Source organism: Cupriavidus metallidurans CH34 (genome assembly GCF_000196015.1).
In the GTDB taxonomy this organism is placed as follows: domain Bacteria; phylum Pseudomonadota; class Gammaproteobacteria; order Burkholderiales; family Burkholderiaceae; genus Cupriavidus; species Cupriavidus metallidurans.
Genome location: NC_007973.1, coordinates 2969490 through 2994232 on the forward strand (window position 1 = coordinate 2969490; position 24743 = coordinate 2994232).

At 63.9% G+C, this 24743-nt stretch carries 20 protein-coding genes; 7 read left to right on the forward strand and 13 right to left on the reverse strand.

The annotated features are described in order from the left end of the window. Nucleotides 1–11 precede the first annotated feature (11 nt). Nucleotides 12–932, reverse strand: a complete 921-nt coding sequence (gene rfbD / locus RMET_RS13720) for a dTDP-4-dehydrorhamnose reductase (RefSeq protein WP_011517308.1) — start codon at nt 930–932, stop codon at nt 12–14. Then, nucleotides 922–1986, reverse strand: coding sequence for a dTDP-glucose 4,6-dehydratase (gene rfbB, locus RMET_RS13725; RefSeq protein WP_011517309.1), 1065 nt, complete (start codon nt 1984–1986; stop codon nt 922–924). The genes rfbD and rfbB overlap by 11 nt, the downstream gene beginning before the upstream one ends. 223 nt (nt 1987–2209) lie before the next feature. Here rfbB and RMET_RS13730 point away from each other — a divergent pair, with 223 nt between their 5' ends. After that, nucleotides 2210–3070, forward strand: coding sequence for a symmetrical bis(5'-nucleosyl)-tetraphosphatase (locus RMET_RS13730; RefSeq protein WP_029309741.1), 861 nt, complete (start codon nt 2210–2212; stop codon nt 3068–3070). Nucleotides 3071–3110: 40 nt separating this feature from the next. Here RMET_RS13730 and RMET_RS13735 read toward each other — a convergent pair whose 3' ends face one another. From RMET_RS13735 to RMET_RS13770, 8 genes are all read right to left on the reverse strand, one after another. Next, complete coding sequence (locus RMET_RS13735) at nt 3111–4307, reverse strand: hypothetical protein (RefSeq protein ID WP_011517311.1); 1197 nt, start codon at nt 4305–4307, stop codon at nt 3111–3113. A 221-nt stretch (nt 4308–4528) separates the two neighbouring features. Beyond that, a complete protein-coding gene (locus tag RMET_RS13740; RefSeq protein ID WP_011517312.1) occupies nt 4529–5365 on the reverse strand; it encodes a lysophospholipid acyltransferase family protein in 837 nt (278 codons plus the stop codon). Between the two features lie 36 nt (nt 5366–5401). After that, nucleotides 5402–6676 carry a dihydroorotase gene (locus tag RMET_RS13745; RefSeq protein WP_035820506.1) on the reverse strand — a complete coding sequence of 425 codons (1275 nt, stop codon included), beginning with the start codon at nt 6674–6676 and terminating at the stop codon, nt 5402–5404. Nucleotides 6677–6717: 41 nt separating this feature from the next. Further along, a complete protein-coding gene (locus tag RMET_RS13750) occupies nt 6718–7689 on the reverse strand; it encodes an aspartate carbamoyltransferase catalytic subunit (RefSeq protein ID WP_008646281.1) in 972 nt (323 codons plus the stop codon). 50 nt (nt 7690–7739) lie between these two features. After that, nucleotides 7740–8264 (reverse strand): bifunctional pyr operon transcriptional regulator/uracil phosphoribosyltransferase PyrR, encoded by a 525-nt coding sequence (pyrR, locus tag RMET_RS13755; protein WP_011517314.1) that lies wholly within the window; start codon nt 8262–8264, stop codon nt 7740–7742. Further along, nucleotides 8261–8698 (reverse strand): Holliday junction resolvase RuvX, encoded by a 438-nt coding sequence (ruvX, locus tag RMET_RS13760; RefSeq protein ID WP_029307246.1) that lies wholly within the window; start codon nt 8696–8698, stop codon nt 8261–8263. Before ruvX ends, pyrR begins: the two co-directional genes overlap by 4 nt. After that, nucleotides 8691–9263 carry a YqgE/AlgH family protein gene (locus RMET_RS13765; RefSeq protein ID WP_008646285.1) on the reverse strand — a complete coding sequence of 191 codons (573 nt, stop codon included), beginning with the start codon at nt 9261–9263 and terminating at the stop codon, nt 8691–8693. The genes ruvX and RMET_RS13765 overlap by 8 nt, the downstream gene beginning before the upstream one ends. An 87-nt stretch (nt 9264–9350) precedes the next feature. Beyond that, nucleotides 9351–10067 carry a pseudouridine synthase gene (locus RMET_RS13770; protein ID WP_011517317.1) on the reverse strand — a complete coding sequence of 239 codons (717 nt, stop codon included), beginning with the start codon at nt 10065–10067 and terminating at the stop codon, nt 9351–9353. Between the two features lie 65 nt (nt 10068–10132). On the opposite strand from RMET_RS13770, the gene RMET_RS13775 reads away from it, so the two are divergent. Beyond that, the gene (locus tag RMET_RS13775; RefSeq protein ID WP_011517318.1) at nt 10133–11674 is read left to right on the forward strand and encodes a cryptochrome/photolyase family protein; all 1542 of its coding nucleotides are present in this window, start codon (nt 10133–10135) and stop codon (nt 11672–11674) included. A gap of 84 nt (nt 11675–11758) precedes the next feature. Then, nucleotides 11759–12985 carry an acyltransferase family protein gene (locus RMET_RS13780; RefSeq protein WP_011517319.1) on the forward strand — a complete coding sequence of 409 codons (1227 nt, stop codon included), beginning with the start codon at nt 11759–11761 and terminating at the stop codon, nt 12983–12985. Nucleotides 12986–13070: 85 nt separating this feature from the next. Here the strand turns inward: RMET_RS13780 and RMET_RS13785 are convergent, their stop codons facing one another. Genes RMET_RS13785 through hemC form a run of 3 tightly spaced genes read right to left on the reverse strand, consistent with a single transcriptional unit; the run spans nt 13071 to nt 17363 of the window. Next, nucleotides 13071–14261: a heme biosynthesis protein HemY gene (locus RMET_RS13785; RefSeq protein ID WP_011517320.1), complete on the reverse strand. Its 1191-nt coding sequence runs from the start codon at nt 14259–14261 to the stop codon at nt 13071–13073. Nucleotides 14262–14266: 5 nt separating this feature from the next. After that, nucleotides 14267–16348: a fused uroporphyrinogen-III synthase HemD/membrane protein HemX gene (gene hemDX, locus RMET_RS13790; protein ID WP_011517321.1), complete on the reverse strand. Its 2082-nt coding sequence runs from the start codon at nt 16346–16348 to the stop codon at nt 14267–14269. 10 nt (nt 16349–16358) lie between these two features. Beyond that, nucleotides 16359–17363 (reverse strand): hydroxymethylbilane synthase, encoded by a 1005-nt coding sequence (gene hemC / locus RMET_RS13795; RefSeq protein WP_011517322.1) that lies wholly within the window; start codon nt 17361–17363, stop codon nt 16359–16361. Nucleotides 17364–17487: 124 nt separating this feature from the next. On the opposite strand from hemC, the gene ppc reads away from it, so the two are divergent. The 4 genes from ppc to RMET_RS13815 all read left to right on the forward strand — a co-directional run bounded on the left by ppc (nt 17488) and on the right by RMET_RS13815 (nt 24629). Continuing rightward, the gene (ppc, locus tag RMET_RS13800) at nt 17488–20517 is read left to right on the forward strand and encodes a phosphoenolpyruvate carboxylase (RefSeq protein WP_011517323.1); all 3030 of its coding nucleotides are present in this window, start codon (nt 17488–17490) and stop codon (nt 20515–20517) included. Nucleotides 20518–20745: 228 nt separating this feature from the next. Continuing rightward, nucleotides 20746–22155: an argininosuccinate lyase gene (gene argH, locus RMET_RS13805; protein WP_011517324.1), complete on the forward strand. Its 1410-nt coding sequence runs from the start codon at nt 20746–20748 to the stop codon at nt 22153–22155. 207 nt (nt 22156–22362) lie between these two features. Next, nucleotides 22363–22905 (forward strand): TRAP transporter small permease subunit, encoded by a 543-nt coding sequence (locus RMET_RS13810; protein WP_011517326.1) that lies wholly within the window; start codon nt 22363–22365, stop codon nt 22903–22905. Further along, on the forward strand, nt 22905–24629 hold the full coding sequence (locus RMET_RS13815) for a TRAP transporter large permease (protein WP_008646294.1): 1725 nt from the start codon (nt 22905–22907) through the stop codon (nt 24627–24629). Before RMET_RS13810 ends, RMET_RS13815 begins: the two co-directional genes overlap by 1 nt. Nucleotides 24630–24743: the final 114 nt, after the last annotated feature.

Genomic DNA, 24743 nt, shown 5'->3' on the forward strand with positions numbered 1-24743 from the left:
GGTACAAGTGGTCAGGAAAGGATCTGATCGAGAAGAAGGTCAATGCCCTCCGCCCAGTCAGGAAGGTGAATATTGAATGTGTCCCGCAGCTTGCCGGTATCCAGCCGTGAGTTGGCTGGGCGCGGCGCGGGCAGCGGATACTGCGAAGCTGGAATTGGTTCGATGCGGGTGGGATCGACCTTCATCTCCACGCCCTTGGCTGCGGCTCTTGACAGCACGTGAGTGGCATATCCGTGCCAGGTAGTTTCCCCCCCGGCTGCCAGGTGATACACACCAGTGGGAAATGCTTCGCGGCCTGGGGCATGGAGCCAGTGGCGCGCGACGATTTGCGCAGTCACATCCGCAATCAGGGAAGCGGTTGTCGGGGCGCCGAACTGATCCGCAATTACCCTCAGGCTGTCTCGCTCGCGTGCCAGCCTGAGCATGGTCTTCGCAAAGTTCCCGCCGTGCGCACCAGCCACCCAACAGGTGCGCAGCACAAGCGATGCCGCACCAGTAGCTGCAACTACTTGCTCGCCGGCCAGTTTGCTCTTGCCATACACCGATTGCGGATTAACTGCATCACCTTCCAGATAGGCGCCATCCTTGGTGCCATCGAAAACGTAGTCGGTCGAGTAATGGACGAACAGACTGCCCAGGCGGCGTGCCTCCTCCGCAAGGACCCCAGGCGCCACGCCATTTACCGCGAACGCCGCCTCTGCTTCGGTTTCGGCCTTGTCTACGGCAGTGTATGCCGCTGGATTGACGATGACGTCTGGCCGAATCGAGCGAACCAGTTCGCGCAATGCATCCGGTCGAGTCAGGTCAAATTGGCTTCGGTCCAGCGCCACGACCCGGCCCAGCGGCGCCAGACTGCGACGCAGTTCGAAGCCGACCTGGCCATTGCTTCCTGTTACAAGAAGCGTGGGGGCTCTCTGTGCTTCACGCAGCATATTGCTTCGCTACCCAGTTGCGGTACTCACCGGAGATCACGTCCTGAACCCAGGGCTGATTGTCCAGGTACCACTGGACAGTCTTGCGCAGTCCGCTTTCGAAAGTTTCGGCCGGCTTCCAACCCAGTTCCCGCTCCAGCTTGCGTGCATCGATCGCGTAGCGGCGATCGTGCCCGGGCCGGTCTTTCACGAAATTGATCTGGTCGCTGTAGGAACCAGCCGCCTTGGGCTTGAGTTGATCGAGCAAGCTGCAGATTGTGTGCACGACGTCCAGGTTGGTCATTTCGTTCCAGCCGCCGACGTTATACGTTTCACCCACGCGGCCGCGCGCCAACACCTCGCGAATGGCGCTGCAGTGATCCCCGACGTATAGCCAGTCGCGCACGTTCTGGCCATCGCCATAGACTGGCAGCGGCTTGCCCGAAAGCGCGTTGGTGATCATCAGCGGGATCAGCTTCTCGGGGAAGTGGTACGGACCGTAGTTGTTGGAGCAGTTGGTCGTCAGGACCGGCAGGCCGTAAGTGTGATGGTAGGCGCGGACGAGATGGTCGGACGCAGCCTTCGACGCCGAGTAAGGGCTGTTCGGCGCGTACGCGGTCGTCTCGGAGAACTGCGGATCGGCCGGGCCGAGTGAGCCGAATACCTCGTCGGTGGAAACATGCAGGAAGCGGAACGCCGCCTTGGCTTCGGCGTCCAGGCCGTTCCAATAGGCACGCACTGCCTCGAGCAGCGTGAACGTGCCGACGATATTGGTCTGGATGAACTCTGCGGGGCCGTGGATGGATCGATCAACGTGGCTCTCCGCGGCGAAATGCACGATCGCACGCGGCTTGTGCTCGGCCAGCAAGCGATCAAGTGCGTCCCGATCGCAGATATCCGTTTGCGAGAATACGTGACGGGAATCGCCGTCCAGCGACGCCAGAGTCTTGCGGTTACCCGCATATGTCAGCTTGTCGACATTTACGACGCTGTCTGCGCCTGGCTGGGCCAGCCAGTTCAGCACGAAATTGGCGCCGATGAACCCCGCTCCGCCTGTGACAAGAATGTGCGACAAATCTCTACTCCCTTTACCTATCAGTGTGTCCGCGTTCCCAACAATACTCGCCGCGCCGCCCTCTCCTCATGGGAAGCCGGTCGTTATTTTTAAGTTTTTCTTGAAGTGGCGGTATTCTATCTGACCCGCAGGCGGCTCCCGAGGCTCCCGTCCAACTTTTTGTAGCGTGGTGTAACCATCCATTCATTTTCCTGGGAAACCCATGCTAAATGTCTGCAAACCCATGCAATATCCTTTAGCCACAGATCGCGACTTATACGCCACTCCAGTAGCAATTGGCGACCTCCAAGGCTGCGCGCCCTCGTTTTTTGAACTACTGGAACAGTTACCGCAAGATGCGCCGCTGCGTTTGGTGGGGGATCTGGTCAACCGCGGCCCGGCTTCGCTGGAAACCCTTCGCACGATCATTTCCATGGGGGATCGGGTGCGAACCGTCCTGGGTAATCATGATATCCATCTGCTTGCCGTAGCCGCCGGCGTCCGCAAGTCCGGCAAATCAGACACATTAAATGACATTCTTGGAGCACCTGATAGTGTCGAATTAATCACATGGCTACGCCATCAACCGCTGGCGATCCGCGAAGATGACTACCTGATTGTTCATGCAGGTGTCTTGCCCCAATGGACCGCGGAACAGGTAACCAAGCTCGCGCGGGAGGTCGAGGCCGAATTGCAGGGGCCGAACTGGAAGGCATTTCTGGCCGGGATATTTGGAAATGCCGCCGATCGCTGGCGCGACAACCTGACCGGCATCGAGCGTCACCGCGTCATCATCAATGCGCTCACCCGACTGCGCTACTGCACCGCGGATGGCGTCATGGATCTGAAGACCAAGGAAGGACTGGACAATGCGCCGGCAGGTGTCATGCCCTGGTTCGAAGTCCCGGACCGGCGCACGAGCGATGTCACCGTGGTGTGCGGTCACTGGTCCACGCTTGGCCTGGTGATGCGCCCGAATCTGATCGCGCTCGATACGGGCTGCGTCTGGGGCGGCAAACTAACCGCCGTGCAAATGGCAGAGCAACCTGAACTGCGTAAGGTCGTTCAGATCGATTGTCCACAATGTCAAGATCCTCTGGCCTGAGGAACGCGTCCGGCGGCCAGGGGCATTGGAACAGCGGCTCTTAGAGTTGCATGCCCGGATCGGCGAGTCCGCTGATGGCGCGCTTGCCGTTTTTTGCCTGCACCCACCCTAGCACCGCAATCGCCATCGCTGCAAAAGTGCCGCCGAGTACCACGGAAAGGAGCAGCATCAGACCAATCGCCGGTCCGGAGCGGTGGTCAGGCAGTGACGGCCCCGATGTAAAACGCGTATTCATCAGATGCTTCGTCTGCAGTGTCTCCGCAAGCAGATCAATCTTGTTGACGACTTCACGCGTTCGATCATCGTCAAGACGTACGTCCTTGAAAGTTTCCGCGCGCAAGGCCTTAAAGCCCTCAAACAGCTCGCTCCCCGACTTCACGGAGGGATTGAGCTTCTCGGCGCCTGCATAGAACTTGAGCCGCAGATCATTCTGCGCTTCGTCGCGTTCCAGCGATGCCAGCTCATTGCGGATATCCACAATGCTCGACTCCACGCCCACAAGCTGCATCGTCGGAGACAAATAACGCGCGCCGTCGGTGTCGGAGGATAGCAACTGTCGCGACTCGTACTTCGACGCCTCGGGATACTTGGCGGCGATTTCCTTCAGCGCACTGAGCTTGCGTGCGGCCTCTTCGAGTTCTAGGCGCTTAGCGATCAGCTTGTTATCGAGCTTCTGCTTCTCTGCCCTGACTTCCCCGGCTCGCTGATGGATGTTGTCAAGCAAGTCCTGACGAAGCATCGTGTCCTTGAGGTAGTCACCCATCAGACTCACGCGTGCCGCGGCATCGTCCGGCGTCGCACCGGCAAAAGTCACGGAGAAACCCAGGATGTTGGAATCCAGGGGGGTTTTTAAATCGGTGAGGAACCTGAGGTCGTCCTTCGTATAAGGCAGGACAACCTTCACTTGCCTTTGCATAAGCCCCGGGCCAATGGCATGTGCCAGGTACACCGCGTTCGGGGAGTCCATCAGCTTATTGGCCCGCAGGAAACGCTGGAAGCTTTCCTTGTCCTCAAAGGTCGCACGCTGGGCATTGAATTCCGTCAGAGGCCGGGACGCCCGCAGGAAGCCCTCGCTCTGATAGTGGCGAAGAAGGTATGACATCAAGGCAAACAGTGCCAGTGAAGCCAGAGCCGTCGTCAACAGGAACGGTCTCCTGTTTGCGGAGATCCGGCGGACGATCGACTTTGCCACTGGCGACCAATTCACCGCCTGACCAAACTCTTCCTTCTGACCCATCACAAAACCCTGTATCGCTTCTCGCCGAAACCCCAAACTATCGACTGCCGCCAACCAATCTCGCGACGCGCCACTAGCAGCGAAATCAAGTCTCAACAATAAGATTTCAGCGAAGAATTACAAAACGTAACAATACACGAAGTGCATCGACAGGGTTTTCATCTATTTACCCCTCAACAGAAGGGTTGGTGGAATCAAAATTTACCTTTGGCCGGCACGAGTCAGTGGCCTGCGGCAGGCGCGGCGACCGACGTCAGGACCGGCGGCGTTGCCGCGACTGGCAGGGAATGAAATGCCTCGGCAGCACCGTGGGCCGCCTCATGCGCGCCCTCCACCAGATGCGTCACCACCTCCCGCGCCGACTCCGCCAGCTCCCTTCGTCCGGCTGATGCAGCATGCAACTGCGGCCCGATCACCAGCCTCGCCTTGATCGGTGGCGACTTGAGAATAGCGTTCAGGCACTGCACCAGCGATATGTCGTCGATGTAGGCCGGTGCCAGCGTCGGCTTGCCAGTTGCCGCGTCCAGGTAGGACAACCCTACCGGCTGCACCGGCAGTTTCCCGGCCACTGGCGCCTGCATCAAATTCGCGTGAAACGGCAGCACCTTGCTGCCATCGGTGGTCGTGCCCTCGGGGAACACGCACACCAGGTCGCCTTGCTGCATCACTTCGGTGATGTGGTGGAGCACTCGGTGCGCGTCGCGCTTGCGGGCGCGCTCGATAAAGATCGTGCCGGTCTTGTCGCACAGCCAGCCAACTACGGGCCAGTTGCGGATCTCCGACTTGGCGACGAAGCGCACGGGCTGCCAGCTATGGATGACATAGATGTCGAGCCACGAGATATGGTTCGACACCAGCATTGCGCCTTTGGGGGCCGCCTGCCCTGGCGCCAGGCCCAAGACTTCCACCTCGATGCCGCAGATGGCCAGGAGCTTGCGGGACCATGCTCGGATCAGACGTTCGCGCAGACGCGCGCTCGCCCACGGAAAGACAGTGGCACAGAACAGCACCCCACGCAGCAGGTGAAATGTCAGCCGCGCCTTGCGTAACCAGATCATCGTCGACCCCGTGTTGCCTCGATGGCGCCCGGCCTGTCAGCGCTGTTCGTAGACGACCTGGCCGCAGACCAGCGTCGTACGCACACGCCCTTCCATCTCGTAGCCGAGCCACGGCGAGTTCTTGCCCTGACTCTTCAACACGCTGCGCTCCACCTTCCAGAGCTGCTTCGGGTCGAACACGCACACGTCGGCCATGCTGCCCGTGGTCAGCGATCCCACATTCAGGCCGATAACCCGCGCGGGTTCGCTGGTAATGCGAGCCAGCGCGCGCACGAGCGGCACCTTGTGCTCGCTGGCCCAGCGCAGCGTCAGCGGCAGCAGCAGTTCCAGGCCTGTAGCGCCCGGCGAGGCCTCGGCGAAAGGCAGGAGTTTTTCGTCGTCGTCCACCGGGGTGTGATCCGAGCAGAGTGCGTCGATGGTGCCGTCGGCCAGCGCGGCAACGATTGCGTCGCGATCGCGAGCGCCGCGCAGCGGCGGCGTGAAGCGCATCTGGCTATTGAAGAAGCCGATATCCATGTCGGTCAGCGACACGTGATGGATGTTCACGTCGCACGTGACCGGCAGGCCTTCCTTGCGTGCCTGACGCACGAGTTCCAGCCCGGCAGCCGACGACAAGCGGCACAGGTGCACGCGTGCGCCAGTGGCACGTATCAATTCGAAGATCGTGTGCAGACGCACGGTTTCGGCGATGACGGACACGCCCGACAGACCCAGGCGCGACGCCACGGCACCACTCGCGGCAACGCCTCCGCCGAGGAATGGATCCTCTGGACGCAGCCACAGCGTGAAGCCGAACGTCTGCGCGTACTGCATCGCGCGCTGGAGCACCTTGGTGTCATGGATGGGCGCCTCGGCCTGGCTGAAGCCGACACAGCCTGCCTCCGTCAACTGGCCCATCTCGGTCAGCGCGTCGCCCTTCAGGCCGACGGTCAGGGCACCCAGCGGGTACACATGCGTCTGGTTGAGCTTGTGAGCGCGGAACTTGAGCATCTCCACCAGCCCCGGCTCATCGAGTACCGGGTCGGTGTCAGGCGGGCAGACCAGGCTGGTCACGCCACCGGCAGTGGCGGCGGCCAGTTCGGATTCCAGCGTCGCCTTGTATTCGTAGCCCGGCTCGCGCAGGCGGGCGGACAGGTCGACCAGCCCCGGGCACACGATCATGCCGCGTGCGTCGATGGTCTTGTTGGCATGGAAGTCAGTGGGCGCGCGGCCCACGCCCACAATCTTGCCGGCGGCGATGTACAGGTCCTGTTCGGCGTCGACGTTCGCGGCCGGGTCGATCAGGCGGCCACCCTGGATATGGATCTTCATGTTCTGTCGGTGTGTGCTGTTCGTTGTATCCGGGGTCCGGCTCAATCGTTATTACCTGCCACGATGCCCATCACGGCCATGCGCACGGCGATGCCGAACGTCACCTGGTTCAGGATCACCGATTGCGGACCGTCTGCCACGGCGGAGTCGATCTCCACGCCGCGGTTCATCGGGCCCGGGTGCATCACGATGGCATCAGGCTTGGCCAGCGCCAGGCGCTCCGGGGTCAGCCCGTAGGCCTTGAAGTACTCCTGCGCCGACGGCAGCAGCGCGCCGGTCATCCGCTCGTTCTGCAGGCGCAGCATGATCACCACGTCCACACCCTTCAGGCCCTCTTCCATGTTGTGGAAGACCCGCACACCCATCTGCTCCAGCCCGGACGGCAGCAGCGTGCGCGGCCCGATCGCGCGGACTTCCGGCACGCCCAGCGTGGTCAGCGCGTGGATGTCCGAGCGCGCCACGCGCGAGTGCAGGATGTCGCCGACGATCGCCACCGTCAGGTTCGTGAAGTCCTTCTTGAAATGCCGGATCGTGTACATGTCCAGCAGGCCCTGCGTCGGGTGCGCGTGGCGGCCATCGCCGGCGTTGATCACGTGCACGTGCGGGGCCACGTGTTCGGCGATCAGGTAAGGCGCGCCGGAACTGGCGTGGCGCACCACGAACATGTCGGCCGACATCGCCGACAGGTTGTTGATCGTATCGAGCAGCGATTCGCCCTTGCTCGTGGACGACGCATTGATATTCAGGTTCAGCACGTCCGCCGACAGCCGCTTGGCCGCGATCTCGAACGTAGTGCGAGTCCGTGTGGAGTTCTCGAAGAACAGATTGAACACGCTCTTGCCGCGCAGCAGTGGCACCTTCTTGACCTCGCGGTCGGAGTCGGAGAGCGATACGAACTGGCTGGCGGTATCGAGAATGTGCGTGATCATGTCACGCGACAGCCCCTCGATCGACAGCAGGTGCTTCAGTTCGCCGTTCTTGGTGAGCTGCGGGTTGCGAAACGTCTTGGTCATGGCAGGTCGGGCGCGGGTTCTATCTGTGTGGTACTTGCGTGCTTGCGGGTTCAGCTACGGACTTCAGTGGCAAAGGCAAAGCGGGTGTCCGCACCCTCGCCCTGGCGCGACAGCACCAGGGTCTTGTCCTGGGGCAGCGCGACGGTAACAGCGGCAAATTCGGCGGCGATCGGCAACTCCCGGCCACCGCGATCAGCCAGCACGGCCAGCGCCACGCGGGCCGGACGGCCGTAGTCGAACAGTTCGTTGACGGCGGCACGAATCGTGCGCCCCGTGGCCAGCACGTCGTCGATCAGCAGAATATTGCGGTCTTCCACCTCAAACGGGAGCGTGGTCGACTGCGCCTGGCTGTGCAGGCCCTTCTTGGCATAGTCGTCACGGTGAAAGGCCACGTTGATCACGCCGTGCCCGCCCAACTGCAGGTCGGACGCCAGCCGCTCGGCGATCCAGGCGCCTCCGGAGTAGATCCCCGCGACGGACCAGCGCGCACGCTCGCTGGAGGGCATCAGGGCTTGGGCCTGGTCGCGCAGCGCGTGATACAGCGCCTCGGCGTCGGGTGTAGAGGTCTGGGTCATAGCGGGAGTTCGTCGAAATACTGTTGCAGGATGATCCGGGCTGCCTCGGCGTCGAGCGCGCCTCGCTTGGCGCCAGCCATGGCGGCGGCGCGCGAGGAGTAGCGTTCGTCCACCCATTCCACGGGCAGATTGAAGCGTCCGTTCAACTGGTTTCCAAAGCGGCGCGCAAGCCGCATCGAGGGCTGTTCTTCGTCATCGGGGCCAGCTTCCGGATTGACCGGCATCCCGACCACGAGTCGCACCGGCGTCCACTGGCGAATCAGTTCGCCAACGGCGTCGAAGCGGGCCTCGACCGTCACATTCGGAAGGATCGTAAGTGCGCTGGCTTGCCGGGTGATGAAATTACCGAGCGCCACGCCGATTTTTTTCTCGCCATAGTCGAAGGCGAGCACCGTGCCGTCGCGGGGCGTCTCGCGCCCCAGCTGGTCAGGCATGTCCCGCGTCACCCGAAAGCATCGAGATGTCGATGCCGAGCAGGCGAATGGCCGCTGCAAAACGCTCCTCGGGGGGCACGCTGAAAATGATCTCGGGATCGGCCTGAACGGTGAGCCAGCCATTGCGGCTCAGTTCGTCCTCGAGCTGGCCGGCGCCCCACCCCGCGTAACCCAGCGTGAGCAGAAACCGGTGCGGGCCGCTGCCGTTGGCCACGGCTTCGAGCACGTCCTTGGAGGTGGTCATTTCCAGCCCACCGGGCACCGCCAGCGACGACACATAGATGCCGACCGGGTCATGCAGCACGAAGCCGCGTTCGGTCTGCACCGGGCCGCCGAAGTAGACCGGCTGGTGGGCAACTGGCTGGATTTCGAGCTTGAGATCGATCTTGTCGAAGAGCGTGGCCATGTCGATGTCGATCGGCCGGTTGATCACCAGGCCGAGCGCGCCGCGCTCGTTGTGCTCGCAAAGATAGACGACGGAACCTGAAAACGTCGGATCGGCCATGCCGGGCATGGCAATCAGGAACTGATTGGTGAGATTGATTGGAGCTTCGGACGTCGCCATGGCTTGCATTCTACCAAATCACCGCTGCGACTTCCCGTAAAACTTCGGCGTCCGGCGACATGCTGCAACGCAGCATTCGTTGCTACCTCAACGCGCTCCGTCGCGCAGCGCGGCCAGGTCTTCCGGCGTGAGCCAGCGCCATTCTCCGGGGCCCAGCGCGGGGTCGAGCACGAGTCCGCCGATCGCGCTGCGATGCAACGCGGTCACGTGGTTACCCACCGCAGCGACCATCCGCTTGACCTGATGGTACTTGCCCTGCAGCAGTGTCAGACGCAGGCTGCGCTCGCCGGTCGCTTCGCACGCATCGGCGGCAATCGGCGCCGGTTCGTCGTCGAGCTTCACGCCAGTGCGCAACGCTTCCACCTGTTCCGGCGTAACCGGGTCGAAGGTCGTCACTTCGTAAATCTTCGGCACCTGCTTCTTCGGCGAGGTCTGGGCGTGGATGAACTGACCGTCGTCGGTCAGCAGCAGCAATCCGGTGGTGTCGTGATCGAGCCGCCCCACAGCCTGGACCTCCCGCTGGCGCAGCGGTACCGGCAGCAGGTTGTACACACTTGGATGATGGCGCGGACGCTGGGAGCATTCGTAGCCCGTCGGCTTGTTCAGCATCACGTAGGCCTTGGTGCACGCCAGCCACTCCTCGCCGTCGACCATCAGGCGCAGCCCGTCCACCTCGAAACGCGCACCCGGGTCCTCGCAGAGTTCACCGTTGACCTCGACCAGCCCGGCCGCCACCAGATCGCCGCAATAGCGGCGGGTGCCGAAGCCTTGGGATTGCAGGATGCGGTCGAGTGTCGTGGCCATGGGAATATCTTTCTGCTGCTTGGATGGGACTGCTGGAGTTCCGGTTGCTATGTTAGGTTACGGCGATGTCTGGATCGCCCTCCCCCGAATCTGAAGCCGACGCCGCGCGCCTGCCTTACCGGATCGACCGGAATTTTACCCGCGGCCTGGTCTGGCTCCGGCGCGACTTGCGCACCGATGACAACGCGGCGCTGCATTATGCCCTCAAGCACTGCCGGCAGGTATGGTGCGTTTTCGTGTTCGACCGGGAAATCCTGGCGCCGCTGCTGGCGCGGGGGCTGCATGCCGATCGCCGCGTCGAGTTTATCCTGCGTTCGCTGGAGCCATTGCGCCGGGCGCTGGAAGATTCGGGCGGCGGCCTGATCGTGCTCGACGGCACCGCGCGGCAGGCAATTCCGAGGCTGGCCGCAGAGCTTGAAGTGGAGGCCGTCTTCGCCAACCATGATTACGAGCCGGCCGCCAACGATCGCGACGAAGCCGTGCGCCGGACACTAGCCGCCGACAGCCGGGTGCTGCTCACGTTCAAGGACCAGGTCATCTTCGAACGCGACGAGATCCTGACTGGCCAAGGCCGCCCCTTCAGCGTATTCACGCCCTACAAGAACGCCTGGCTGCGCACGGTGCGGCCGTTCGACCTGCGGCCATATCCGATCGAAAAGCACCAGGAAACGCTTGCACCTGTTCCGCAACGGTACCGGGGGCAATTGCCAACGCTGGCCGACCTCGGCTTCACTGCCACCAACCTGGCGGGGATCGCCATGCCCACGGGCAGTGACGGCGCTCACGCGCTGTTCGACGAATTCCTGTCCCGCATTGGCGACTACGGCCGTCGGCGCGATTTTCCGGCTGTGCGGGGACCAAGCTATCTCTCGGTCCACCTGCGCTTCGGCACGATCTCGATCCGCACACTCGCCCGCGCCGCGCATGACACCATGCTGCGCGGCGGTGCCGCGAGCGAAGGCGCGACCGTCTGGCTCTCGGAACTGATCTGGCGCGACTTCTATTTCATGATCTTGCATCACCATCCGCGCGTGGCGGAAGGTAAGTCGTTTCACGCCGAATACGATGGGCTGCGGTGGATCGCGCCGGCCACCGGCGACCGGTACTTCGCAGCCTGGTGCGACGCGCGGACCGGCTATCCGCTGATCGACGCGGCGATGCTCCAGATCCGCCAGAGCGGCTACATGCACAACCGCCTGCGCATGGTGACCGCCAGCTTCCTGGTCAAGGACCTGGGCGTGGATTGGCGCCGTGGCGAACAGTACTTCGCCGACCAGCTCAACGATTTCGACCTTGCGGCCAACAACGGCGGCTGGCAGTGGGCGGCCTCGACGGGCTGCGACGCGCAACCGTACTTCCGCATCTTCAATCCGGTCACGCAGTCGGAGAAATTCGATCCGCAGGGGCAGTTCATCCGGAGATACCTGCCGATGCTGGCTGCGCTGCCCGACAGGTACATCCATGCGCCGTGGACGGCACCCAATGAGGTGCTACGGGCAGCGGGAGTGACACTTGGAAAAGACTATCCACGCCCGATCGTTCAACACGATGTGGCGCGGAAGGAAACGCTTGAGCGGTACGGTGTAGTGAAGAGCGCGAAAGCGTGAGCATATGAGCACTTCGGTCCCACCTCGACCAATGGCGCGGGAAAGGGCAGTGGCATAATCGCGCCTTTCCCCCCGACTGATCAAATGGACCTCTACTCGATCTGGCCCAGTGCTGCCGTCATCGCCCTCTGCCTCGCCCTGGTCTGGCCAAAACGGTTGTGGAGGTTTCTGGATGATCCGCCGTCGGGGCAAGGGCAACGCTATGTCACCGTGGATGGATTGCGAGGATTCCTTGCACTCGCGGTGGTCTTGCATCATTGCGTCATCAGCTATGGATTCCACCAGACCGGGGAATGGAAGCTGCCGCCTTCGTCCTTTTACTCGATCATCGGCCAGGTTGGGGTTTCGATCTTCTTCATGATCACGGCGTTCCTGTTCTGGGGACGCCTATTAGATCAAGGGAAGCGGCTCGACTGGTTCGCGCTGTACGTCAACCGCTTCCTGCGCATTGCGCCACTCTATTGGGTGGTGGTCGCACTGATGCTGCTGGTGGTCGCCATCAAGACGGGTTTCACGCTGGCGGTGCCCCCTTCGGAACTGGTAAAGCAGGTCTTCCAGTGGGCGCTGCCGGCCATCGTGAGGGGAATGCCGCCGGTCAATGGCTATCAGCAGACCTCCACGATCACGGCGGGGGTCACATGGACCCTCTACTACGAGTGGATGTTCTACTTCTCCCTCCCGTTCCTTGCGATTGCGGCGATCAAGCGCTCGCCGCTGGCTTTCGTACCGGCGTGTATCTGGATCGTCTTCGTCATGCCGGAAACGCTGTCCAGTGCGTTTGCCCGTAACCTTGTGGCGATGTTTGTCATGGGCATGGTGGCGGCAAGCCTGGTGCGGCGCTCACCAGGTTTCCGTGGCGATAGCGTGCTGAAATCGGCCATCGCTGTCGCCCTGCTGGCGTTTCCGCTCCTGACCAGGTCCACTGCCTACGAATCGGTATCCATCCTATCCTTGGGCGCGTTTTTCATCCTGGTCAGCAGCGGGGCTTCGTTGTTCGGACTGCTTGCATCAAGAAGCGCCGTTCGCCTGGGCAGCGTGAGCTACGGAATTTATCTCCTCCAGGGGATCGTCATTACCGTGCTCCATTCGCCGCGCGTCCTGGGCGCGTTTGCCTGCAAGGGGCCGGAGCAGTTCTGGCTGACAACCATCGCTGTTGGACTTGTGCTGGTGTGCGTCGCCGCAGCGTCCTATCACTTCGTCGAAAGGCCGTGCATCCGCTTGGGCAAGAAAATCGGGAAAGCTCCCGAGTCCGCGCGACAGACACACGTCGAAATGGGTGACGGCACGCCTTCCGACAAGGCACGGTGCTAATGGCGAAGCCCGTTTTCACTCTGCCACCTGCCCCACACACCCAGGCAGGCGTGGCTGCCAGTCGAGAGGCCGCTCCTCTGCCTCATCAAGCCGCCAGCATCGCACCTTCACGATAGTGCCGCTGCGCATCTTCGGCGCGGTCGGTTTCCTCGAACAGCCGGGCCAGCGCCAGATGCGCGCGAATGCAGATGCGGCGTTGCGCGTCGCGATCCGCATACTTCAGGGTGCGTTCGAAGTTCGATTGCGCCTTGCCCCAGAGCTGTTCGCCCAGGCACAGCACGCCAAGCGTGTAGTACAGGTCGGCATCGGTCGGGTGATCAACCAGCCATTTCTCGGCCTGCTGGATCTGCGGCAGCGCCTTGCCCGGCTCCGCGCAGTCGGCGTACCGCTGCACCAGCCGGCTGTCCCAGTTGACCTTGAGTGCTTCCTCGACGATGCGGCGTGCCTCGTTCTGCTTGTCCAGCGACGAGAAATAGCGTGCCCCCAGTTCGGCAATGCGCACCGCGTGGCGTTCATCGGCCGTCAGCGAGCGCCAGAAATGAAACAGCGCCTCGGCGTCGTGGCGGCGCTCCTCGAGCATCGCTTCCACGGCCATTTGCTTCAGGCGCAGCGCCAGCACCGGATGCAGCGCGTTGCGCTTCTCCAGCGAGCGTGCCAGTCGCAGGACCTCGCTCCAGTTCTTCAGATGCTGATGCGCGCGCAGCGCGATACGCTGCACGTGGATCTGGCGGCCACCCTTTTCCTGCAACTGGGCGATCGTTGCCAAGGCACCCTCGGCGTCGCGCGCGTCGACCAGCAGTTCGGCCATCGAGACCAGTCGCGCCTGTTCGCGCTCGGGGTCGGTGACCTGCGCCATCCAGGCATCGCGGCGCTCCGACTCCTGCATCCGGTGCGCGGCACGGGCGCCCACCAGCGCGGCGGTTTGCGCCTGCTCTGGCCACGCCTGGGCCTCGTGGGCAGCGCGTTCGGCACGGGCAAAACGTCCCGCGAACAGATTTTCGATCGACTCGCGCATGGCCGCCTGCGCCTTGCTCATGCGGCTGCGCTCGCGATAGGCGGCGGCACGCTTCGGCATCTCCGACAAGTGCCGGAAGGTCGAAAGCACCGTCCAGACGATGAAGAAGGCCAGTAGCAGCAACGCCAGCGTCAGGTTCAGCGACATTTCCACCCGGTACGGCGGGTAGAACAGCACCACATTGCTCTGGTTGAACTGTGTAAACAGTGCCAGGCCGACGGCGCCGCCGAATAAAACAGCTACCCAGAAAAGGAGTCGCATGACGGCTACTCCTTCTTCAGGGCATGCAACGCGCCGAGGCTCTCCGCCATCGTCGGCAGGGATACCGTCACCGCGCTGGCCTGGGCCTGCTTGAGCATCGTCAGCACGCCCTGCACGCGGCGCGAACGGGTATCGCAATAGCGCGCGATCATGCCCTGCGCGGCGGCGAGGTCGTTCCGGAAGACCGGTTCGTTGCGCGACAGTAGCGCCAGCCGCGCATTGAGCAGGCGCAGCTTGATGTTCTCGCGCAGGAACCAGCCCTGGTCACCCGAGAGCAGTAGCGCGTTGGTGTCATCGACCTTGCGCACGCGGATCACCTGACCAAGCTCGTCAAGCACGTACGTCCACAGTCGCGACACCATATTGCCACCCGTCGCGCTGGCAGCCGCGGGCGTCGAGGCGCCCTTCGGCGCGGCCGGTGCCGGCTTGTTGCCCTCGCCAGGCGTGCGGTCGAGCATCCGCTCGCCCGACAGCAGCGGCAATGAATCGATCTGGTTGATCGCCTCGTCAAGCTTGATCGCCGCCCCGGTCAGGTCGGTATCCGGCACGGCCTTCATCCGACCGATATCGCGCGCAATAGCGCGGCGAAGCTGGTTGTATTGCGGCTTGTCCGAGCGCGCCAGGCGCGCGTCGGCGCTTTGCAGCGCGGCCAGCGCCACCTGCACGTTGCCGGTGAGCTGAAGCTGCTGGCCGGCGTTGGTCAGCAACTGCTGGATTTCGGCGATTTCCCAGTCGTCGCGGTTGCGCATCAGGTCCTGATAGACCTGTTCCAGCGCGGCCTGCTTGTCGCGCGTCTCCGTGATTTGGCCGTCGAGTGCGCCCACCTTGCCCTGCAACGCCTTGACCGTCTCCTGCGCATCGCGCGACAGCACCCGCGTTTCCTGCACCAGCGTGTCCGCGCTCTGCTGGCGGCGCGCCAGTTCCTGGGTCAGATGCTCGACCCGCATCTGCAACCACCAGAAGCCCCCGGCAACGGCGACCACCAGCACGGCGACGAGCAGCCACCATGGATTCATTCGGCGCGCGGGTGTCACAAATGCGCCGGACATGCCGGAACTACCGGGGTTACCGCCCGGATTCGGCGAGGGGGACGTGGTGTCTGTCGTCACGCGTTCGACTTTGGTTGACGTGGGTTCCTTGGGTGCCATTGGCGCCGGTGTCGGCTCCGGTTCCGGCTGCACGACCACCGGAGCGGGTGCAGGCGATACGGGGGCGGGCGCTGGCGTGGCCGGCCCAGCATAGGCTTCGCCCCATTGCGTGCATGCGGCCAGCAGCCCGGCATCTCCGGGCGCGGCGGGCAGCACGTGGGCAAATCCCAGCGACTGGGCCTGCGCGGCAATTCTCGCATGTGGTGCGATGCACTGCATCTGCTTCAGACGTTCGTGTTCCTGAGGCGACAGATGCAAACGCGCCAGCCCGTCCAGGTTGCGCACGGCTTCCGAACTGGTCAGCAGCCACGCGTACGGCGGCGCATCGGGCTTGAGGCTGTCGCGCACGGCCTGCCATTGCATGCCGCTCGGCTCGGGCAGCGTGCGGCTGTAGGCTTCCACGGCTTCGACGGACGCGCCGGCGTCGCGCAGACGATCGGCCAGCCATTCGCGCCCGCCGCTGCCACGGATGATCAGGACCTTGCGGCCGGCAAACGCGCCCGGCGAGGTGTCGAGTTCGGACCAGAGCGCCTCTGAATCGAAGCGCGCTGCGTCGCCGGCCGTGTCATTACCCTGCGCGCCAGCAGGCGCGATCACGCGATACGCGGGCGGGGTGATACCCCGTTCCGCCAGCGCAACCACGCTCGATGGCCCCACCACGGCCACCGGCACGCTTTCCGGCCACCGGGCTCCGCCCGGGGCGTTCTGGACCTGAGCAAGGGTGTCCAGTCCATAGGACACCGCGTTCGGGCTCACGAACACCACCAGCGCGTAGTCCTCGATCCGGCCAAGCTCGGCGCGCAGCGGCACGTCATCGGCCGCGGGCCCGATCGCCAGCAGCGGAAAACTGAGCACGTCGAGACCCGCGGCCTGTAACGCTTCGGTCAGTTGCCGGGACTGCCCGGCGGGTCGTGTTACTACGACGGTCGGGCGAGGCATTGCGGGTTCCTCAAGCAGGTCCGGCGGCGGAGTCCGTGGAAAGCGCGGCCAGCACGCCGTCCGCGCCCTGGGCCAGCAGATCGCCCGCGACGGCGGTTCCGAGCGCTTCGGCGTCGGCTACCGTAGCGACGGGTCCCGTGGCATGGGCACGCACCTGACGCGAACCGTCGGGCAGCGCCACGAAGGCGTCGAGTTGAAGACTGGCGTCACGCCAGCGCGCGTGCGCGGCCAGCGGCACCTGGCACGAGCCGCCCAGGCGGCGTGAGACGGCCCGTTCGGCCGATACGGCGAGCAGCGTGGGCAGATGGTTCAGCGGCGCCAGCCATTCGGCCAGTTCGGGACGATCCGCACGGATCTCGATGCCCAGGGCGCCTTGTCCGGCCGCCGGCAGCGAGCTTTCCGGCGCAATCAGCGCGCGGATGCGATCGCCCAGGCCCAGTCGCTTGAGCCCGGCCGCAGCCAGGATGATGGCGCCGTACTCGCCACGGTCCAGCTTGCCCAGGCGCGTATCCAGATTTCCCCGGAGTGGCTTGATCACCAGATGCGGAAAGCGACTGCGCAGCGCGGCTTCGCGGCGCAGGCTCGAAGTGCCCACCACGGTTCCGGCCGGCATCTCTTCGAGCGAGGCGAATTGCGCCGAAACCAGCGCATCGCGCGGGTCCTCGCGCTCCATCACCGCCGTCAGCGTGAAGCCTTCGGGCAGCTCCATCGGCACATCCTTGAGCGAGTGAACGGCCAGGTCGGCGCGTCCCTCGGACATGGCGACCTCCAGCTCCTTCACGAACAGGCCCTTGCCGCCTACCTTGGACAAGGTCCTATCGAGAATTTGATCACCCCTTGTCGTCATGCCGAGAATGGACACATCGCAGGAGGGATAGTATTGTTGCAACGCAGCACGAACATGTTCAGCCTGCCACATCGCCAGCCGGCTTTCGCGCGAGGCGATGACCAGCTTGTGCGGCATGCTGCTTGACACTGCAGCGGACGAAGAAGACGGATTGGCGGGTGCTTGCATCCGCGCATGTTAGCACGCAGGCTGGTAGCCTCAGGCCCCTGATAAGCCGTAAAAGTACGATCCGGCAAGGCTTTGCGGCCGGTCAATATAGAAAAGCTACGAAGCGATAAAGAGGAGATTGTTGATGACGCAGCCTGCTGCGCGCCCCACCGGCCGTTCACGCTCTACCGGCCGCAAGTCTGTTACGCCAGCCTCAGGCCAGCTTGACCCCGAAGGCGCATCCCCCAAGACCCCGAAAGCCACGAAACCCCGCACCAAAGCGGCAGCCAGGCCAAAGCTCGCTGTCGTGGCCGCCAAGGGCGCCGCCCCAACCGCCGCGGCCACCACTATCCCCGCCCGCCGCACCGCCGACAAGGACCTGCCGCTGCGCGAGGACATCCGCTTCCTCGGCCGCCTGCTGGGCGACTGCGTGCGCGAGCAGGAAGGCGATGCCGCGTTCGACCTGGTCGAGACGATTCGCCAGACCGCAGTGCGCTTCCGGCGCGAGAACGACCGCGCCGCCGGCACCGAACTCGACCGCCTGCTGAAACGCCTGTCGCGCGACCAGACCAATTCGGTGGTGCGCGCCTTCAGCTACTTCTCGCATCTGGCCAATATCGCCGAAGACCAGCACCACAACCGCCGCCGCCGGGTGCACGCACTGGCCGGATCGCCGCCGCAGCCGGGCAGTCTGTCGCGCGCGCTGCAGGCCATTGACGCCGCCGGCGTGACTGGCAAGCAACTTCGCGAATTCCTTGACGACGCGCTGATCATGCCGGTGCTGACCGCGCACCCGACCGAAGTCCAGCGCAAGAGCATCCTGGACGCGGAGCGCGAGATCGCGCGCCTGCTGGCCGAGCGCGACCTGCCAATGACCACCCGCGAGCGCGACCACAACACGGCCCAGCTCCGCGCACGCGTGACCACGCTGTGGCAGACCCGCATGTTGCGGAACACGCGCTTGATGGTGGTCGATGAAATCGAGAACGCGCTCTCGTACTACCGCACCACGTTCCTCCAGGGAATTCCGCGCCTGATGGCCGAGCTGGAGGAAGACATCGCCGAAGTCTTCCCGCGCCGTTCCAAGACCGGCGCCACGCCCGCGCCGCTGGCGCCGTTCCTGCAGATGGGCTCGTGGATCGGCGGCGACCGCGACGGCAACCCCAACGTCACGGCCGAAACCCTCGAGCACGCGGCGCGCCAGCAAGCCACCCTGCTGTTCGACTGGTACCTCGATGAACTGCACGCGCTGGGCGCCGAGCTGCCGCTGTCGTCGCTGATGGTCGATGCCAGCCCCGAACTGCTGGCGCTGGCCGAAGCCTCACCGGACCACTCCGAACACCGTGCGGACGAACCCTACCGCCGCGCGCTGATCGGTATGTACGCGCGCCTGGCCGCCACCTCGCAGTTGCTGACTGGCCATGTCGCGCAACGCCATCCGGTGGCCGACGTCGCCCCCTATGAGAACGCCGAAGCATTCGCGGCCGACGTGCAGATCGTGGTCGATTCGCTACGCACCCATCATGGTGAGGCGTTGGCGCGCGGCCGCGTCGACGCGCTGGTGCGCGCGATCGCGGTCTTCGGCTTCCACCTGGCCTCGATCGACATGCGTCAGGTATCTGACGTGCACGAGGCCGTGATCGCCGAACTGTTCGCGACGGCCGGCATCGAGTCCGACTACGCTGCGCTGCCGGAAGCACGCAAGCTGGAGCTGCTGCTGGCTGAACTGCGCCAGCCGCGCCTGCTGACGCTGCCGTGGCACGACTACTCGGAACAGACACGCAGCGAACTGGCGATCTTCGCGATGGCCCGCGACCTGCGCGCCCGCTATGGCGCCCGCATCGCGCGCAACTACATCATCTCGCACACCGAGACGCTGTCCGACCTTATCGAGGTGATGCTGCTGCAGAAGGAAGCCGGCATGTTGCGCGGCACGCTGGGCAGCAAGACCGATCCGGCGCGCATGGAGCTGATGGTCATCCCGCTGTTCGAAACCATCGAGGATTTGCGCAATGCGGCCGGCATCATGGAGTCGCTGCTGGATCTGCCGGGCTTCGATTCGGTGATCGCCCACCATGGCGTCGAGCAGGAAGTGATGCTCGGCTATTCGGATTCGAACAAGGATGGCGGTTTCCTGACGTCGAACTGGGAGCTCTACAAGGCCGAACTGGCGCTGGTGAAGCTGTTCGAGGAACGCCGTGTGAAGCTGCGCCTGTTCCATGGCCGGGGCGGCACGGTGGGTCGCGGCGGTGGCCCGACCTATCAGGCCATCCTGTCGCAGCCACCCGGCACCGTGAACGGCCAGATCCGCCTGACGGAACAGGGCGAAATCATCAACAGCAAGTTCGCGAATGCCGAGATCGGCCGGCGCAACCTGGAAACGGTGATCGCTGCCACGCTGGAAGCATCGCTGCTGCCCACCCAGAACGCGCCGAAGGACCTGGCGACGTTCGAAGGCGTCATGCAACAGCTGTCCGACCATGCGTTCTCCGCGTACCGTGACCTGGTCTACGAGACCCCGGGCTTCAAGGACTACTTCTTCGCCACGACCCCGATCACCGAGATCGCGGACCTGAACCTCGGATCGCGGCCGGCATCGCGCAAGCTGATGGACAAGAAGCACCGCCGCATCGAAGACCTGCGGGCGATTCCATGGGGCTTCTCGTGGGGCCAGTGCCGTCTGCTGCTGCCGGGCTGGTTCGGTTTCGGCAGTGCCGTGCAGGCCCTGCTGGACGCCGCGCCGGACGAGAAGTCGCGCAAGGCCACGGTGGCCACGCTGAAGCGGATGGTGAAGTCGTGGCCGTTCTTCAGCACGCTGCTATCGAACATGGATATGGTGCTGGCCAAGACCGACCTGGCCGTGGCGTCACGCTACGCGGGGCTGTGCGAGGACACCGCGCTGCGCAAGGCCGTGTTCTCACGCATCAGTGCCGAATGGCACCTGACCAGTGACATGCTCGGACTGATCACCGGCCGGCAGGAACGACTGGCTGACAACCCGCTGCTGGCGCGCTCGATCAAGAACCGCTTTGCCTACCTGGATCCGCTGAACCACCTGCAGGTGGAACTGCTCAAGCGGTACCGGGCCGGCAAGGATGGCGACGACGTGCGCGTGCGACGCGGGATCCACCTGACGATCAACGGGGTGGCGGCCGGGTTGCGTAATAGCGGTTGATCCGTCGCTGACATGTGCCGTATCCGCCGGTTTTCTCCCTTCTCTCGCAAGCGGGAGAAGGGGCGGGGGAGAGGGTGCGGCGGCCCTGAATGCGGCTAACGTGCCTTGCACGGCCTGCCCTCTCCCCTGACTCCTCTCCCACGTGCGGGAGGGGGGAACCGGTCCGCAGCAGTTCTGCCCGCCGCTGGCGATATAATCGCCGTTTCCGTTTTCCCGCCCTGCCCCGCCATGACCTCCCAACTAGCCAAGAAAGGCGAAGCCTGGTCCGCCCGCTTCTCCGAACCGATGTCCGATCTGGTGAAGCGTTACACCGCGTCGGTCTTCTTCGACAAGCGCCTGGCGCTGTTCGACATCCAGGGCTCGCTGGCCCATGCGGCCATGCTGGCAAAGCAGGGCATCATCGCCGAAGCCGACCGCGCCGAGATCGAGCGCGGCATGACGCAGATCCGTGGTGAGATCGAGTCCGGCGCGTTCGAGTGGAAGCTGGACCTCGAAGACGTGCACCTGAACATCGAGGCGCGCCTGACCGCCCTCGTGGGCGACGCCGGCAAGCGCCTGCACACGGGCCGTTCGCGTAACGACCAGGTGGCCACCGACATCCGCCTGTGGCTGCGCAGCGAGATCGACAGCATCGTCGGCCTGCTGGGCGACCTGCGCGGCGCGCTGCTCGACCTGGCCGAGAAGAACGCCGACACGATCCTGCCCGGCTTCACCCACCTGCAGGTGGCCCAACCGGTCACGTTCGGCCATCACCTCATGGCCTATGTGGAAATGTTTACGCGCGATGCCGAGCGCATGGCCGATTGCCGCCGCCGCGTGAATCGCCTGCCGCTGGGTGCCGCCGCGCTGGCCGGCACCAGCTACCCGATCGACCGCGAGTTCGTGGCCACACAACTGGGCTTTGACGGCGTGTGCCGCAACTCGCTCGACGCCGTGTCCGACCGCGACTTCGCGATCGAATTCCTGGCCGCCGCATCGCTGATCATGACGCACGTCTCGCGCTTCTCTGAAGAACTAGTGATCTGGATGAGCCCGCGCGTCGGCTTCATCGACATCGCCGACCGCTTCTGCACCGGCAGCTCGATCATGCCGCAGAAAAAGAACCCGGACGTGCCCGAACTGGCCCGCGGCAAGACTGGCCGCGTGTACGGCCACCTGACCGGTCTGCTGACGCTGATGAAGGGCCAGCCGCTGGCGTACAACAAGGACAACCAGGAAGACAAGGAGCCGCTGTTCGATACGGTCGATACCGTGGTCGATACGCTGCGTATCTTCGCCGACATGGTGCCCGGCATCAGCGTCAAGCCGGACAACATGCGCGCCGCCGCGCTGCAGGGCTACGCCACCGCCACCGACCTGGCCGATTACCTGGTCAAGCGCGGCCTGCCGTTCCGCGACGCGCACGAGGCCGTGGCCCACGCCGTGCGCGCCTGCGACGACCGCCACTGCGACCTGGCCGACCTGACTGTCGAGCAACTGCGCGAAGTCTCGGGTCTGGGCGACAAGGCCTCGCTGATTGGCGACGACGTACACAGCGTGCTGACGCTCGAAGGCTCGGTGGCATCGCGCAACCATATCGGCGGCACCGCGCCGGATCAGGTACGCGCCGCCATCGCCGCCGCACGCAAGGCGCTGTAAGTTTCGCGTAAGTCTCTGTCGTAAAAAAGCCGCTGTGCCGTCAGGCCAGCGGCTTTTTTGTTTCCCGTTTTCTCCGCCCGGCCAAGCGCGGGAAAGGACAGAAAGAGAAGAAAACCCACGCCATGTCCGCCTGTTAGGACAATCCCCTAGCGCCCTTACAAATTGTGACAGATACACTATTTGGCGCAAAAACCGGGGAGACAACCCATGAATTACTTGCTTGGTCTGTCACGACAGATCGACAGGTTGAATCAGCATACGGGCAGGCTTGCAAACATCATGATCCTGCTGTCGTGTCTGATCAGCGCAGGTAACGCCCTGCTCCGCTACGGCTTCAACCTCAGCGACAACTGGCCACTGGAGTTGCAGTGGTACATGTTTGCCATTGCCGTGATGTTCGGTGCGTCGTACACGTTCCAGCGCAATGAGCACGTGCGTGTGGATCTGATCTACGGCAACGTGTCCGAGCGCGCACAGCACTGGATCGACATCTTCGGCATCGTCGTCTTCCTGCTGCCTTCCACGATCCTGTTCACGTGGCTGTCGTGGGAATCGCTGTTCCTGCCTTCGTGGCGCATCCTCGAGCAATCGGGCAATTCGGGCGGCCTGCCCCGTTATCCGATCAAGCTCGTCGTGCCCATCGGTTTTGCCCTGCTCACGCTGCAGGGGATTTCCGAACTGATCAAGCGCTTCGCCGCCCTGCAGGGCCTGCTGCGCATCGAATCGAAATACGAAAGGCCGGTGCAATAATGATTCCATTGGAATATATGCCGCCGCTCATGTTCGGCGGCTTGGTGGTATTTATGCTGATCGGGTTCCCGGTCGCATTCTCGCTGTCGGCCGTGGGTCTGGCCTTCGGCTTCCTGGCCATCGAATGGGGCTACTTCCCCGTGCAGTTCCTGCAGGCCGTGCCAAGCCGCGTGTTCGGCAGCGTGCTGTCCAACGAACTGCTGCTGGCGATTCCGTTCTTCACCTTCATGGGCGCGATCCTGGAGAAATGCGGACTCGCGGAGGACATGCTCGACTCGATGGGCCAGTTGTTCGGCCCGGTTCGTGGCGGCCTGGGCTACTCGGTCATCATCGTCGGCTTCATCCTGGGCGCGATCACCGGCACGGTGGCGGCGCAGGTGATCGCCATGGCCATGATCTCGCTGCCCGTGATGATGCGCTACCGCTACAACATGAAGTACGCCACGGGCGTGCTGGCCGCATCGGGCACGATCACCCAGCTGGTGCCGCCGTCGCTGGTGCTGGTGGTGCTGGCCGACCAGTTGAAGACCCCGGCCGGTAGCGCCGACGTCGGCAGCATGTACCTGGGCGCGTGGGGCCCGTCGGTGATCCAGATCGCGCTGTTCGCGCTCTACACCTTCGTGCTGACCCGCATCAAACCAGACTGGCTGCCGCCGGTGCCGGAAGAAGCGCGCACGCTGCGCGGCTGGGCGCTGTGGCGTACCTGCCTGCGCGGCATCATCCCCTGCGCCGTGCTGATCTTCCTGGTGCTCGGCACGATCATGCTCGGCATCGCCACGCCGACCGAGTCCGGAGCGATGGGCGCGGTTGGCGCGCTGGTGCTGGCCGTGATCCGCGACAAGGGCTTCAACAAGATCGACCGCAACATCTATCGGCTGGGCCTGTTGGCAACGCTGGTGGCCGCTGCGGTGGGCGTCTTCGCATTCGGCTCGCATGCGTTCCGCATCCCGCTGGCGATTGCCTACCTTGTGGTGTTGTGGCTCCTGATCCGCGCCGGCCAGCTTACCGACCTGCGGCTGCTGATCGTGGATGCCTACCAATCCACCGCGCGCATCACCGCCATGGTCGTGTTCATCCTGATTGGATCCACCTGCTTCTCGGTGGTGTTCCAGGGCGTGGACGGCGGCGCATGGGTGGAACACCTGTTCACCTCGCTACCGGGCGGCTGGATCGGCTTCCTGATCGTGGTGAACCTGTTCATCTTCTTCCTGGCGTTCTTCCTCGACTTCTTCGAGATCGCGTTCATCGTCGTGCCGATGCTGGCGCCGGTTGCGGTCAAGGTGCTGGCCCCGGTGGTAGCCGATTCGATGGGCGGCAACCCCGAAGCCGCCGCCACGGCCGCGCTGGTCTGGTTCGGCGTGATGCTGTGCGTGAACATGCAGACGTCGTTCATGCACCCGCCGTTCGGCTTCGCGCTGTTCTACCTGCGCGGCATCGCCCCGAAGGAAGTCAAGAGCTCGGACATCTACTGGGGTGCCCTGCCGTGGGTGGGCCTGCAGCTCGTCATGGTGCTGCTGGTGATGTTCTGGCCGGGCATGGTGACTGGCCTGCTCGACAAGGGATCGCTCAAACACAGTAATTCCGCCGAGGTCAGTATCCCGCTTGGCGGACAGGACGATGGCAAGCCCGGGGGGGCGTCCTCGCCCGGCACGCTGGAGTTGCCGAGCGGCGGCGACTCGAGTGAACCGGTGGCGCCTTCGTTCCAGTTCGAGAAAAGCAAGTAGCTGGATTGAAGTGGGGTTGGAGGGTGATGCGCTGACCCTCTCCCTCTCCCCACAGATCACGCAAGACACAAAAAACCCCCGGCCTCACGGCACGGGGGTTTTTGTTTGGATCGA

Bases quoted from the DNA above. Each gene is read 5' to 3' on its own strand.
- rfbD (WP_011517308.1), bottom strand. From the start codon at position 932: ATGCTGCGTGAAGCACAGAGAGCCCCCACGCTTCTTGTAACAGGAAGC.
- RMET_RS13730 (WP_029309741.1), top strand. From the start codon at position 2,210: ATGCAATATCCTTTAGCCACAGATCGCGACTTATACGCCACTCCAGTA.
- RMET_RS13735 (WP_011517311.1), bottom strand. From the start codon at position 4,307: ATGGGTCAGAAGGAAGAGTTTGGTCAGGCGGTGAATTGGTCGCCAGTG.
- RMET_RS13740 (WP_011517312.1), bottom strand. From the start codon at position 5,365: ATGATCTGGTTACGCAAGGCGCGGCTGACATTTCACCTGCTGCGTGGG.
- RMET_RS13745 (WP_035820506.1), bottom strand. From the start codon at position 6,676: ATGAAGATCCATATCCAGGGTGGCCGCCTGATCGACCCGGCCGCGAAC.
- RMET_RS13750 (WP_008646281.1), bottom strand. From the start codon at position 7,689: ATGACCAAGACGTTTCGCAACCCGCAGCTCACCAAGAACGGCGAACTG.
- pyrR (WP_011517314.1), bottom strand. From the start codon at position 8,264: ATGACCCAGACCTCTACACCCGACGCCGAGGCGCTGTATCACGCGCTG.
- ruvX (WP_029307246.1), bottom strand. From the start codon at position 8,698: ATGCCTGACCAGCTGGGGCGCGAGACGCCCCGCGACGGCACGGTGCTC.
- RMET_RS13765 (WP_008646285.1), bottom strand. From the start codon at position 9,263: ATGGCGACGTCCGAAGCTCCAATCAATCTCACCAATCAGTTCCTGATT.
- RMET_RS13770 (WP_011517317.1), bottom strand. From the start codon at position 10,067: ATGGCCACGACACTCGACCGCATCCTGCAATCCCAAGGCTTCGGCACC.
- RMET_RS13775 (WP_011517318.1), top strand. From the start codon at position 10,133: ATGTCTGGATCGCCCTCCCCCGAATCTGAAGCCGACGCCGCGCGCCTG.
- RMET_RS13780 (WP_011517319.1), top strand. From the start codon at position 11,759: ATGGACCTCTACTCGATCTGGCCCAGTGCTGCCGTCATCGCCCTCTGC.
- RMET_RS13785 (WP_011517320.1), bottom strand. From the start codon at position 14,261: ATGCGACTCCTTTTCTGGGTAGCTGTTTTATTCGGCGGCGCCGTCGGC.
- hemDX (WP_011517321.1), bottom strand. From the start codon at position 16,348: ATGCCTCGCCCGACCGTCGTAGTAACACGACCCGCCGGGCAGTCCCGG.
- hemC (WP_011517322.1), bottom strand. From the start codon at position 17,363: ATGCAAGCACCCGCCAATCCGTCTTCTTCGTCCGCTGCAGTGTCAAGC.
- ppc (WP_011517323.1), top strand. From the start codon at position 17,488: ATGACGCAGCCTGCTGCGCGCCCCACCGGCCGTTCACGCTCTACCGGC.
- argH (WP_011517324.1), top strand. From the start codon at position 20,746: ATGACCTCCCAACTAGCCAAGAAAGGCGAAGCCTGGTCCGCCCGCTTC.
- RMET_RS13810 (WP_011517326.1), top strand. From the start codon at position 22,363: ATGAATTACTTGCTTGGTCTGTCACGACAGATCGACAGGTTGAATCAG.
- RMET_RS13815 (WP_008646294.1), top strand. From the start codon at position 22,905: ATGATTCCATTGGAATATATGCCGCCGCTCATGTTCGGCGGCTTGGTG.